Here is a 12,476-nt window from a genome sequence, read left to right on the forward strand (position 1 = left end):
AAAGGCAATCTAGATGATTTGGCGCCGGTGAAAACCGCCATGCGCGGCTTTGTCGCCATACATGCGCGTTTCCTAACGAAAAAGCCGGGCTGAACCCGGCTTTTTCAAGATCGTCAGTGATAATTCGGTTATTTGGCCGGTGCGGCGGGTGCCGCGGGCTTGGCTGGCGCGGCTCCTTCGGCAGGCTTTGCCGGCGCGCTCGCATCGGCGGCGGCGCCTGGTGCCGGCAACGGCTTGGGATTGTCCGAAAGCGTGCGCAGGTAGGCGATGACGTTGGCGCGGTCCTCGTCCTTGGGCAAGCCAGCGAAGCCCATGGCCGTGCCCTTCACGAATTTCTTCGGCGAGGTGATGAAGTGATTGATGTTGTCGTAGGTCCACTTCTCCGTGCCGCCCTTGGAAAACTCCTTCATGCCGGCCGAATAGGCGAAGCCTTCATGCTCCGCGACGGGACGGTCGACGAGATCCCACAGATCCGGGCCGACCTTGTTCGGGCCGCCCTTTTCGCCGGAATGGCAGGCCTGGCATTTCTTGAACACGGCGGCACCCGCCTCGACATTGGCGGTGGCCAGCAGCTCGGCGATCGGCTTGGCCGCCGCGGCCGGCGCCGCAGGGCCGCCTTCTGCCGGCTCGGCGGCTTCGATGGCGAAGCCTGGCTTTTCCGGAGCGGGCGAGGCAAACAGCGCGTCCGACACGATGCCGACCGAGAAGACCACGAAAACGGTTCCGAGCAATCCGGCGAGCAGCTTGTTGACTTCGTTGGAATCCATACGCCCCTTGCTCCCTTTTCCGGCGGACCGATCCGTCCACTCCGTCCGTCGGTATCGAGACCTGCCCTCCAGAGCCGGTCAAATCGGGCGGAAACTAGGTCTTTTGCTCCGGCGTTGCAACACCTATAAGGGCGCTTCCAGTGAGACCTTTTGCCACTTTCCCCTCCTCGTTTCGAACGCCTTGCCAGACCGATGTCAACCTTGATCCTGATCCCCGCCCGCATGGCCTCGACCCGGCTCCCGGGCAAGCCGCTGGCCGACATATCCGGCGCCCCGATGATCGTCCACGTAGCGCGCCGCGCCGCCGAGGCCGGGCTTGGTCGTGTGGTGGTGGCGACCGACACGCAAAGCGTGGCCGAAGCGGTGCGGGCGCATGGTTTCGAGGCGGTGATGACGCGCTTGGATCATGAGTCGGGTTCGGATCGCATCCACGAGGCACTGTTGGCACTCGATCCCCGGGGCGAAGTCGAAACGATCGTCAATGTGCAGGGCGACCTGCCGACCATCGATCCCGGCATCATCGCCGCTTCGCTCAGGCCGTTCGACGACCCCTTGGTGGATATCGCCACGCTCGGCGTCGAGATCGTCCGCGAGGGGGAAAAGACCAATCCTAACGTCGTCAAGATCGTCGGGTCGCCGCTCACCGGCACGCGGTTGCGGGCGCTTTACTTCACCCGCGCCACGGCACCCTGGGGTGAGGGGCCGCTCTATCACCACGTCGGCCTATACGCCTATCGACGCGCGGCACTCGAGCGTTTCGTCGCGCTGAAGCCGTCGCCGCTTGAGCGCCGCGAGCGGCTGGAGCAGCTGCGGGCCCTGGAAGCCGGCATGCGCATCGACGCCGAGATCGTGCAGTCGCTGCCGCTTGGTGTCGACACCCCTGAAGACCTGGACCGTGCCAGGCAAATCCTTTCCAACTGAGATATCAGCATGCCTGAAAAGACCAATAGAATATCCTTCCAGGGCGAGCCCGGCGCCAATTCCGACACCGCCAGCCGCAACGTCTATCCCTCTATGGAGCCATTGCCGTGCCCGACCTTCGAGGACGCGTTCAATGCCGTGGAGACCGGCAAGGCCGATCTTGCCATGATCCCGATCGAGAACACCATCGCCGGGCGCGTCGCCGACATCCACCACCTTCTGCCGGAATCGAAGCTGCACATCGTCGGCGAATATTTCCTGCCGATCCATTTCCAGCTGATGGTGCTGCCGGGCGTCAGGCGCGACGAGATCAAGACCGTGCACACCCACATCCACGCCCTCGGCCAATGCCGCAAATACATCCGCAAGAACGGGTGGAAGGGAGTGGTCGCCGGCGACACGGCGGGCGCCGCCAAGATGGTCTCCGAGGTCAAGGACCGCACCATGGCCGCGTTGTCGCCGGCGCTGGCAGCGACGCTCTACGGGCTCGACATCATCGAGGAGAATGTCGAGGACACCGACAGCAACGTCACCCGCTTCGTCGTCCTGACCAAAAGCAAGCAATGGGCCGAGCGCCCGTCACCCGACGTCAAGATGATGACGACCTTCATCTTTCGCGTCCGTAACGTGCCGGCCGCGCTCTACAAGGCCATGGGCGGCTTCGCCACCAACGGCATCAACATGACAAAGCTGGAAAGCTACCAGCTCGGCGCCTTCACGGCGACGCTGTTCTACGCCGACATCGAGGGCCACCCCGACGATCCGCTGGTCAAGCTGGCGCTCGACGAGCTGCGGTTCTTCTCGCGCGAAGTGCGGATCCTCGGCGTCTATCCAGCCAGCGAGTCACGCGAGCAGTGGAAGGTGGCGGATTGAGCTACCAGCCCAAGGGCACGTAGTCGATCTCCATGAAGGTCTCGACCTCCGGCACCCAGCGATCGCGCACGAAGGCGACATGGTCGGGATGTTCGTTGTACCTGGTGTAGGCGGCCTGGTCGGCGAACTCCATCGAGAAGCCGAACTGATAGTCGTTCTTGGGGCTGACCTGCCGCAATTGCTCGAAATGCGTGACGCCCCGGATCGCCGACAGGATTTTCCTGGCGTCGACGAGGAACCGCTTTTCGTCCAGCGAATGCGGTGGGTGCTTCAGCGTGAAGACGACGGTGTGACGGATCATTTGTCTCTCCTGCAATGACTTCGTTATTCGCTGTCGACCCAGGCGCGGATGAGGTGGTGCGCAATGGCGCCTTTCGGCGGCGTGACCAGATTGTCGGCGTGCGTTCGGTCCAGCATCAGGCGCACCTCGTCGCGCAAAAACCAGCGGCAGTCCTCCAGTTCGTTGAGATCGGCCTGGATGTCCTCGTTGAGCGGCTCGCCGAAGCATCCGATCATCAGCGAATAGGGGAACGGCCAAGGCTGGCTGGCGTGGTAGACGACGCGGCCGAGCCGGATGCCCGCCTCTTCCAGCGTTTCGCGGCGCACCGCCGCCTCGATCGTCTCGCCCGGCTCGATGAAGCCGGCAAGCGCCGAATACATGCCCGGCGCGAAATGCCGGCCGCGCCCGAGCAGGCATTTCTCCCGCGTCGTCGTCAGCATGATCGCTACCGGGTCGGTACGCGGAAAATGCTCAGTGCCGCAATTGGGGCAATGCCGCTTGTAGCCGCCGGCCCGCATCTGCGATTGCGTGCCGCATTTGCTGCAGAAGCGGTGGCTGGCGTGCCAGGCAAGCAGGGCGGCGCCCTGCGCCATCGCGCCGGCGGCGGCCTCGTCGATCAGCCCTTGCATATAGACGGAGCGGTAATCGATCGCCTTGACGGTTTCGGGCAGCTGTTCAGCATCGATGCCCGCCAGCACCGCCAGCACCGGCCCCTGTTCGGAAAAGCCGAGCAGCACGCCCTGGTCGACCGAAGGGCTGAAGGGCTCGCTTTCGGCGATGCCGAACCATGGGTCGAGGCGGCCGCCCTCGCCGGGCTTCAGCAGGAGCCTGCCGCCATTCATCAACAGCAGCCGCGTCGTCGGGTCGGCCAGCGCCTTGTCGACCGAATCGTCGGCGCGGTTCTCGGATTGCCGGTCGATCGTGTTGCCGGCAAAGCCGACGAACTGGCTCGGCTCGCGCACGGGCGCGTCAAACAGGCGGAAGGTCATGTGGACTCTGGTGTTGGGGGATGGACATGCTTGGGATGGACACGGCAAGGCTTATAGCGCTGCCCTTATCGTTTCGGCAAACCGGCGCAGGTCGGAACGCTGATAGGGCTCGCGCAGGCCATGCCCCCAGACTGGGCCGGGCCAGCCGGGATCGCCCTCGGACCGTGCGATGATGTGGACATGCAGTTGGCGCACGATGTTGCCGAGCGCACCGGTGTTGATCTTGGTGCAGCCGCTCACCTTCTTCAGCGCCTGCGCCACCATGTTGGTCTCGAAGGTCAGCATCGCCTGGTCGAGCGGCGTCATGTCGTGGATCTCCTCCGCACCCGGCCGCTGCGGGACCAGGAGCAGCCATGGCCAACGGCGGTCGTTCATCACCCGCAATTCGCACAGCCCCAGCCACATCAATTGCTCGCTGTCGGCCTCCAGCCGGGCATCCAGCGTGAATCCGGCCTTCAGGCCCGGCAGCATCGGCGTTTCCCTTGCTTTTCTTGGTTTCCTCAAACCATGAACGCTAAAGCGGCTGCACCGGTGCTGCAAGCGAATCTGGTGGTTCGCGGTGCCGATTTGCCTGCGCACTTGCATTTCGTCGCGCAATTGCCGATATGGACAGCGGGAGGTTGGTGGTGGACGATCCACTCGCCAACCGGGTCAGGTCCGGAAGGAAGCAGCCCTAACGAGCCCGGAACGGGTCATTGTTCCAGCCTCCCACCTCATCGGCCCTCCTCGCGACATTGACGACGCATTGCAGCGCGGGCGAGACTATGCGCAGGAATCGGCGCCTGTGGGCGCGGCCTTTTGGAGCTTAACGGGCGAATGAGCGAAGCCGGAAATTCGGGCCCCGATAGTCTGGCGACGGGCAAGGCCGCTGCCTACCGCGTGCTGGCGCGCAAATACCGTCCGTCGAATTTTTCCGAACTCGTCGGCCAGGAGCCGATGGTGCGCACCCTCACCAACGCCTTTGCCACCGGCCGCATTGCCCAGGCCTGGATGCTGACCGGCGTGCGCGGCGTCGGCAAGACCACCACCGCGCGCATTTTGGCGCGTGCCCTGAACTATAAAACCGCCACCACGGATCAGCCCTCGGTCGACCTCGCCGTGCTTGGCGAGCACTGCCAGGCGATCATGGAAGGCCGCCATGTCGACGTCATCGAGATGGACGCCGCCTCGCACACCGGCATCGACGACATCAGGGACATCATCGAGCGCGTGCGCTATGCGCCGGTCTCGGCCCGCTACAAGGTCTACATCATCGACGAAGTGCACATGCTGTCGACACAGGCCTTCAATGGCCTGCTGAAGACGCTGGAAGAGCCGCCGCCGCACGTCAAGTTCATCTTCGCCACCACCGAGATCCGCAAGGTTCCGATCACCGTCCTGTCGCGCTGCCAGCGATTCGACCTGAGGCGCATCGACGCCGGCGCGCTCGTCTCGCATCTCTCCTCGATCGCCGGCAAGGAAGGCATTTCGGTCGACGACGACGCGCTGGCGATGATCGCGCGCGCGGCGGAAGGTTCCGCCCGCGATTCGCTCTCCATTCTCGACCAGGCGATCGCCCATGGCGCCGGCTCGGTCAGCGCCGAGGCCGTGCGCGCCATGCTGGGCCTGGCCGACCGCGCCCGCATCGTCGATCTGTTCGAGCATGTGATGAAGGGCGATGTGGCGGCAGCGCTTGGGGAGTTTCGCGCGCAATACGATACCGGCGCCGATCCGGCCGCCGTGCTCACCGATCTTGCCGAGTTCAACCATCTCGTCACCAGGCTGCGCTTCGTGCCGACCGCGATGGACGATGCCTCGCTGTCGCAGGACGAGCGTCAGCGCGGCGCTGATTTCGCCAGGGCGTTGTCGGTGCGTGTGCTGTCGCGGACCTGGCAGATGCTGCTCAAGGGCATTCCCGAGGTACAGTCCTCCAACCGGCCGGTCAGCGCCGCCGAAATGGTGTTGATCCGGCTGGCGCATGCCGCCGACCTGCCGACATTGGACGAGGCGCTGAGATCGCTGGAGAGCGGCGCCTCGGCAACTGGCGCCGCGCCGCGCCCGAACGGCGCGCCGATGAGCCCCGGCCCCGTGAACCCCGGCCCAGTGAACCCCGGCAATGGCGGTGCTGGCGGCAATGGCGCCGGCGCCGTGGCGCAGGCGCGCATGCCTGGCGGCTCGGGCGGCGCGCAGACCATGCGGCTGGTCGAGGCCACGCCTACTCCGACTGCGTTCGTCGCGCCTCCGCAACCGGCGCCGGAGGTGCAAACCGTACCGCTGAAATCGCTGGCCGACATCGTTGCCCTTGCCGACGCGAAACGCGACATCGCCTTCAAGGTGCTGATCAAGAGCTGCATCCGCCTCGTGCGCATCGAACCGGGCCGCATCGACGTAAGCCTGACCGACGATGCGCCCAAGATGCTGCTCAACGACCTGACGACGAAGCTACGCGCCTGGACCGGCCGCAACTGGCTGGTGTCGCTGTCGAAGGAGGAGGGCGGCCAGACGCTGGCCGAGATGGAATCGACGAAGCGTGAAAACGCTTTCCTCGATGCCAGGAACGACCCGACCGTGGCCTCCATCCTGGCCCGCTTTCCCGGCGCCAAGATCATCGATGTGCGCATTCCCGACACGCCCGACGCCGACGCGAGCGAGGCCGAAATGCCGGTCGAGCCGCCGGCCGATGACGACGAACCCTGATATCCAGCACTAATCCGCAAAGGATCGGACCATGAAAGATCTTCTCGGCCTGATGGGCAAGGCGAAGGAAATGCAGGCCAAGTTCCAGGCCATGCAGGATGAGATTGCGACGGTCGAAGCCCTCGGCCAGGCCGGCGGCGGCCTGGTCAGCGTCACGCTGAGCGGAAAATTCGATATCAAGTCGCTGAAGATCGACCCGTCCTTGTTCAAGGAGGACGACGTCGAAATCCTCGAGGATTTGATTCTTGCCGCGCACAATGACGCCAAGGCCAAGGTCGAGCAGATCATGCAGGAAAAGACCAAGGCGCTGACCGCCGGCCTGCCCATTCCCCCGGGAATGAAACTGCCTTTCTGATGCACGTCGCCCAAAAGCATGCCCACGGGCTCGGCCCTGAGGTGCGCAGGCAACGATATGCATGAAAGCTGAGACCGGCGCCCATGATCGACGAGCCGTCCGAAAGACTGATCGAGCAGCGTATCCGCAACAGGATCTACGAGATTCTGGAAATCCTCGCCGATTGCGACGCCGGTGTCGATCTCGTCGGCATCAAGGGCTACTTCAACCTGTTCGAGGATTTCGTGCATCGGCCGTCGATCGAGGCCGGCACGTCGGCGCTTTCAAGGGACGAACGCGCGATCGTGCTGGAAATCGCCGAATTCCTGGAGGCGGCCTCCGAAACAAATCCTGATTTCACCAAGGCCGAGTTCATCGACAGCGACTGGCCGGGCAAGATCGCGCCGACGGCCAGGGAGGCGCGGGCGCTGTTTCTCAGGCGCGGCCTGTTTTCAGAGAAGATCGAAGAGATCGAGCCCGGCCGGCCGGCAGCAATCGCCGCCGGGCAATAGGCCGTTTTGGAACGCATGGCGCGGTCTTGCCGGGAAAGCACTTGGCGTTTCCCCAAGGGAATTGCGGCAAAACGAAGAGAGAACGGTCACCACCCGTGTGAAACGATGGCTCGATCTATCTGGAAAGCCTCGATTTTGTGTCAATTCGGCAACAGTATGCCGTTAATAACGTTTTGGCCATCATTTTGCCCGAAAGTGTCTCATTCTTGCCGCAGCCTGGGGGCGGGCGTTGAAGTGAGAGGGTTACCTGTTGATCGCGATGCGATGGAAGACGCCGCTGTTGCTCGGCGTCATTACGTCTCCCCTTTTCTTGGCCGCTTGCAGCCAGACAACCTCGCACGGCATGTCCGTCGCCAGCCTGACCGACGCCATCACGCCGAGCTTTCTGAGTTCGCGCACCTACAGTCACACGCCGAAGGACAGGGAATGCCTGGAACGGGCGATGTTCTTCGAATCCAACCGGTCGAGCCGCGACGGCATGATCGCGGTCGGCACGGTGGTGATGAACCGGCTGCGCTCGGGCAACCATGGCAACACCATCTGCCAAGTGGTCGGTGAGCCCGGGCAGTTCGCGCCGGGCGTCATGACCAGATCGATGAATTCGCGCGCAATGCCCGATGTCGAAGAGGCCGCCGACGCCGTGCTCAAGGGCGAGCGCAAGACCAAGCTCAAGAACACGATGTATTTCCACACCGCCGGCCTGCGCTTCCCCTACAAGAACATGCACTACACCATGGTAGCCGGCGGCAATGCCTTCTACGAGAAGCGCGGCCGCAACTGGCAGCCGCTGCCGGATGAGCCGATGATTGCCTCGGCCGAGCAGCCGGCGGCGTTGCCGGGGGTACCCGCGACACGGCTCGCATCCATCGAGACAGTGCGCCCGGCCAAGGCATCAGTTCGCAACGCTCCAGCCCAGCAAGTCTACATGACCGCCGCGGCGGAACCGGCGGCCAAGCCGGAGCCCGTCCGTACCGCCCCCGCGCAGCAGACCTATCTGACCGCGGCCGCGGCGCCGACGGCAAAATCCGCGCGGGTCTCGGCGAAGCCGGTGGAAGTTGCCATGCAGGAGCCGATGGAAGAGCCGGATGCCGCCCGTTTTGGCGGAACCCTGAACAGCGGAACCTCGAACAAACGGGTCATCTCCTCGATCCAGGACGCTCCACAGGAAGCCTCGATGGGATTCCAGTCGACGCCTGAAAACACCGATGCCATAGGCGCGATGATTGTCAGCCAGGGCCGCCCGCTCGAAACAAACTAATTCTCGCATGGCAGCATGGCGAACCGTGCGTCGACGGGGGATGTTTCAAAGCGCTCTGAAAAATCCTAGATCAGAGCGATGTCCAAGCGAATCGCCGGTCCCGAGATCGAACGCCTGATCCAGCTCCTGGCCAAGGTGCCGGGGCTTGGCCCCCGTTCGGCCAGGCGCGCCGCGCTGCACCTGATCAAGAAGAAGGAACAGCTGCTTTCGCCGCTGGCCGCCGCCATGGGCGAGGCCGCCGACAAGGTGCGCATCTGCTCGACCTGTGGCAATGTCGACACCTCGGACCCCTGCATGATCTGCACGGACCCACGCCGCGATGCCGCCACCCTGATCATCGTCGAGGACGTCTCTGATCTCTGGGCGCTGGAGCGGGCGGCGGCGATGAACGTGCGCTACCATGTGCTCGGCGGCACGCTGTCGCCGCTCGACGGCATCGGCCCGGACCAGCTCAACATCCGCTCGCTGATCGATCGCGTCGCCGGCGGCGAAATCAAGGAAATCATCCTCGCCGTCAACGCGACGGTCGAGGGCCAGACCACCGCGCACTACCTCACCGATCAGCTCTCCGGTTTCGAGGTCAAGATAACGCGGCTGGCGCACGGCGTGCCGGTCGGCGGTGAACTCGACTATCTCGACGAAGGCACGCTGGCCGCGGCACTGCGCTCGCGGACGGCGTTTTGAGGCGTTCCTGGAGATGATTGCCACAGAACGCGACCTTCGCAAATTTAGTCTTGCATTCTTTCTAGCCGCACTCCTCGCCGTCTTCCTCACCATCCCCGCTTCCGCCGCCAAGATCGACGACCAGTTCCGTGCCTGGCTTCAAACCGACCTCTGGCCGGACGCCAAGGCGAAAGGCGTCTCCAAGCAGACTTTCGACGCCGCCTTCAGCGGCGTGAAGCCGAACCTCAAACTCCCCGACCTTGTCATGCCGGGCGAGAAGCCGAAGACGCCGCAGAAGCAGCATCAGGCCGAGTTCGGATCGCCCGGCGCCTATTTCGCCGAGAAGACGGTTCGTGCGGTGACATCAGGTGGACGCGCCCGCGAAGCCGCCAACGCCCGCACGCTTGCCTCGATCGAGAAGCGCTATGGCGTGCCGGGCGAAGTCCTTCTGGCGATCTGGGGCCGCGAAACCGGCTTCGGCGCGGCGAAGATGCCCTACGACGCCTTCGAGGTGCTGGGCACCAAGGCGTTCATGTCGACGAAAAAGGATTTCTTCCGCACGGAACTGCTGGCGGCGCTGGAAATCGTCGAGCGTGGGCTGGCGCCGGTCGGCGCGATGAAATCGTCCTGGGCCGGCGCGCTCGGCCAGCCGCAATTCATGCCGACCTCGTTGCTCAAGCATGCCGTCGATTTCGACGGCGACGGCCGCGTCGACATCTGGAATTCGACGCCCGATGTGCTGGCCTCGATCGCCAATTATCTTGTCCACTACGGCTGGGTGAGGGGACGCAGCTGGGGTTTCGAGGTGATGGTGCCCCAGAGCGTCTCCTGTTCGCTGGAGGGCCCGGACCAGGGCAAAAAGATTGCACAATGGGCTGCCATGGGCGTCGAGCGCGTCGGCGGCAAGGCGTTCCCGGCAAGCGAGCTGAAGGCGGAAGGTTTCCTGCTGATGCCGGCCGGGCGCAGCGGTCCGGCCTTCATCGCGACCCCCAATTTCTACGTGCTGAAGCAATACAACACCAGCGACCTCTATGCGCTGTTCATCGGCCATGGCGCCGACCGCATCGCCCATGGCGATCAGAATTTTACCGGTGGCTGGGGTCCCGTCGGCGATCTCCACCGCTCCGACATTGCCGCCCTGCAGCGGGCCCTGGAAGCCAAGGGCTACGATGTCGGCAGCGCCGACGGCCTGCCTGGCTTCAAGACCCGCCGCTCGATCGGCAGATGGCAGGAAAAGAATGGCCAGGCCGCCACCTGTTTTCCCGATGCCGGCCTCGTCGCGGCGCTGAAATAGCTTCTAATTTAGCAGATTTTTTCTCGATCGGTGCCTCGATTGGCTGATGTATGCGTCGACACGCCCGCCCGCCATTCTGGTCCAATGAACCATCGCATAAATGCTCGTTGCCCACCGCTGGGCCGCCGGATATGCTGTTGACCAACTGGACAAAAACCACGACGTTAGTGGGGCAGAGGCTCTCGTCGAGCCTTGAAAGAACACCGTAACCTTGAGCCGGGAACTCAGGTCAACCAACAACAAAACAGGGAACAATCATCATGATGATGGAAAAGCTTGCTCTACGATCCCGTATCCTGCTTGCGGGCGCCGCCATGTCGGCGCTGCTTCTGGCCGGAGCGCCGGCTGGCGCGGTCACCCCCGCCGATACGCTTGTCGAAGGTTTTGCCATCGACGACATCATCTCGATGGATCCGGGCGAGGCGTTCGAGCTGTCGACCGCCGAAGTCACCGGCAACACCTATGATCTTCTTGTCCGCCTCGACCTCAGCGACACTTCCAAGGTCAAGCCCGATCTCGCCGAAAGCTGGACCGTCTCCGACGATGGCCTGACCTATACGTTCAAGCTCAAGCCGGGCCTGAAATTCGCCTCCGGCAACCCGATCACCGCCGCCGATGTCGCCTGGTCGTTCGAGCGCGCCGTCAAGCTGGACAAGAGCCCGGCCTTCATCATCGATCAGTTCGGCATCAGCGGCGACAACGTCACCGAGAAGGCCAAGGCGGTCGACGACACAACCTTCCAGTTCACCGTCGACAAGGCCTATGCGCCAAGTTTCGTGCTGAACTGCCTGTCGGCCACCGTCGCTTCCGTCGTCGACGCCAAGCTGGTCAAGGAACATGTCGCGGCGGTGACGCCGAGCGCCGACTACAAATGGGACAACGACTTCGGCAACGCCTGGCTGAAGACGGGCTACGCCGGCTCGGGCGTCTACAAGCTGCGTGAATGGCGTGCCAACGAGGCGGTCGTCATGGAGCGCAACGACAATTATTACGGCGAAAAGGCCAAGCTCGCCCGCGTCATCTACCGCAACATGAAGGAAAGCTCGGCGCAGCGCCTGGCGCTCGAAGCCGGCGACATCGACGTTGCCCGCAACCTCGAGCCGAACGACCTCGACGCCATCGCCAAGAATGCCGACCTCACCACCACCAGCGCGCCGAAAGGCACCGTCTACTACATCAGCCTCAACCAGAAGAACCCGAACCTCGCCAAGCCCGAGGTCCGCCAGGCCTTCAAATACCTGGTCGACTATGATGCCTTGAGCACGACCATCCTCAAGGGCATCGGCGAGATCCACCAGACCTTCCTGCCCAAGGGCGTTCTGGGCGAACTGGACGAGAACCCGTTCAAGCTCGATGTCGCCAAGGCCAAGGAACTGCTGGCCAAGGCCGGCCTGCCCGACGGCTTCAGCGTCACCATGGACGTGCGCACCGGCCAGCCGACCACCGGCATGGCGGAATCCATCCAGCAGACGCTCGGCCAGGCCGGCATCAAGCTGGAGATCATCCCCGGCGACGGCAAGCAGACGCTGACCAAATACCGTGCCCGCAACCACGACATCTATATCGGCCAGTGGGGCCAGGACTATTTCGATCCGAACTCCAATGCCCAGACCTTTGCCTCGAACCCGGACAATTCGGATGCTGGCAAGTCGAAGACGCTGGCATGGCGCAATGCCTGGGACATTCCGGACCTGACCAAACAGACGGAAGCAGCCCTGCTCGAGAAGGATTCTGGCAAGCGCGCCGACATGTACAAGGATCTCGAAAAGAAGATCCTCGACACCAGCCCCTTCGTCGTCATCCACCAGCAGCTGGAAGTCGCCGGTCTGCGCAAGAACCTCAAGGGCTTCGCGCTTGGTCCGAGCTTCGACACCAACTTCGTCGGGCCGGTCTCCAAGGAATAGCGTTC

Annotated in this window: 13 protein-coding genes and 1 other RNA gene; 10 read left to right on the plus strand and 4 right to left on the minus strand. The window is 63.6% G+C overall.

Features of this window, described 5'->3' with window-relative positions:
* Window positions 1–128: 128 nt before the first annotated feature.
* A complete protein-coding gene (locus FJ936_RS02625; protein ID WP_140787087.1) occupies window positions 129–767 on the minus strand; it encodes a cytochrome c family protein in 639 nt (212 codons plus the stop codon).
* 192 nt (window positions 768–959) lie between these two features.
* Between FJ936_RS02625 and FJ936_RS02630 the strand changes: the two genes are divergently transcribed.
* Window positions 960–1,688, plus strand: coding sequence for a 3-deoxy-manno-octulosonate cytidylyltransferase (locus FJ936_RS02630; protein WP_140660621.1), 729 nt, complete (start codon window positions 960–962; stop codon window positions 1,686–1,688).
* A gap of 9 nt (window positions 1,689–1,697) precedes the next feature.
* Window positions 1,698–2,561 (plus strand): prephenate dehydratase, encoded by an 864-nt coding sequence (locus FJ936_RS02635; RefSeq protein ID WP_015314050.1) that lies wholly within the window; start codon window positions 1,698–1,700, stop codon window positions 2,559–2,561.
* A gap of 1 nt (window position 2,562) precedes the next feature.
* On the opposite strand, the gene FJ936_RS02640 is transcribed toward FJ936_RS02635, so the two are convergent.
* The 3 genes from FJ936_RS02640 to FJ936_RS02650 are packed head-to-tail and all read right to left on the minus strand — an operon-like array spanning window position 2,563 to window position 4,301.
* Window positions 2,563–2,862 carry a Dabb family protein gene (locus FJ936_RS02640; protein ID WP_140787089.1) on the minus strand — a complete coding sequence of 100 codons (300 nt, stop codon included), beginning with the start codon at window positions 2,860–2,862 and terminating at the stop codon, window positions 2,563–2,565.
* A 23-nt stretch (window positions 2,863–2,885) separates the two neighbouring features.
* Window positions 2,886–3,830, minus strand: coding sequence for an NAD(+) diphosphatase (nudC, locus tag FJ936_RS02645; RefSeq protein WP_140787091.1), 945 nt, complete (start codon window positions 3,828–3,830; stop codon window positions 2,886–2,888).
* A 51-nt stretch (window positions 3,831–3,881) separates the two neighbouring features.
* Entirely contained in the window at window positions 3,882–4,301 is a 420-nt protein-coding gene (locus tag FJ936_RS02650; protein WP_015314047.1) for an HIT family protein, read from the minus strand.
* Between the two features lie 144 nt (window positions 4,302–4,445).
* On the opposite strand from FJ936_RS02650, the gene ffs reads away from it, so the two are divergent.
* The 8 genes from ffs to FJ936_RS02690 all read left to right on the plus strand — a co-directional run bounded on the left by ffs (window position 4,446) and on the right by FJ936_RS02690 (window position 12,471).
* Window positions 4,446–4,542, plus strand: an RNA gene (ffs, locus tag FJ936_RS02655) — signal recognition particle sRNA small type.
* Between the two features lie 104 nt (window positions 4,543–4,646).
* A complete protein-coding gene (locus FJ936_RS02660) occupies window positions 4,647–6,506 on the plus strand; it encodes a DNA polymerase III subunit gamma/tau (protein ID WP_140787093.1) in 1,860 nt (619 codons plus the stop codon).
* Between the two features lie 31 nt (window positions 6,507–6,537).
* Window positions 6,538–6,861, plus strand: a complete 324-nt coding sequence (locus FJ936_RS02665; protein ID WP_015314045.1) for a YbaB/EbfC family nucleoid-associated protein — start codon at window positions 6,538–6,540, stop codon at window positions 6,859–6,861.
* Between the two features lie 83 nt (window positions 6,862–6,944).
* Window positions 6,945–7,352 carry a hypothetical protein gene (locus FJ936_RS02670; RefSeq protein ID WP_140614800.1) on the plus strand — a complete coding sequence of 136 codons (408 nt, stop codon included), beginning with the start codon at window positions 6,945–6,947 and terminating at the stop codon, window positions 7,350–7,352.
* A 250-nt stretch (window positions 7,353–7,602) separates the two neighbouring features.
* Complete coding sequence (locus FJ936_RS02675; protein WP_140787095.1) at window positions 7,603–8,610, plus strand: cell wall hydrolase; 1,008 nt, start codon at window positions 7,603–7,605, stop codon at window positions 8,608–8,610.
* 78 nt (window positions 8,611–8,688) lie between these two features.
* Window positions 8,689–9,294 (plus strand): recombination mediator RecR, encoded by a 606-nt coding sequence (recR, locus tag FJ936_RS02680; protein WP_015314042.1) that lies wholly within the window; start codon window positions 8,689–8,691, stop codon window positions 9,292–9,294.
* Window positions 9,295–9,307: 13 nt separating this feature from the next.
* Window positions 9,308–10,567, plus strand: coding sequence for a lytic murein transglycosylase (locus tag FJ936_RS02685; RefSeq protein WP_140787097.1), 1,260 nt, complete (start codon window positions 9,308–9,310; stop codon window positions 10,565–10,567).
* Between the two features lie 260 nt (window positions 10,568–10,827).
* Window positions 10,828–12,471 (plus strand): ABC transporter substrate-binding protein, encoded by a 1,644-nt coding sequence (locus FJ936_RS02690; RefSeq protein ID WP_140787099.1) that lies wholly within the window; start codon window positions 10,828–10,830, stop codon window positions 12,469–12,471.
* Window positions 12,472–12,476 lie beyond the last annotated feature (5 nt).

The sequence above is a fragment of the Mesorhizobium sp. B2-4-13 genome, from assembly GCF_006658535.1.
Lineage (GTDB): Bacteria > Pseudomonadota > Alphaproteobacteria > Rhizobiales > Rhizobiaceae > Mesorhizobium > Mesorhizobium australicum.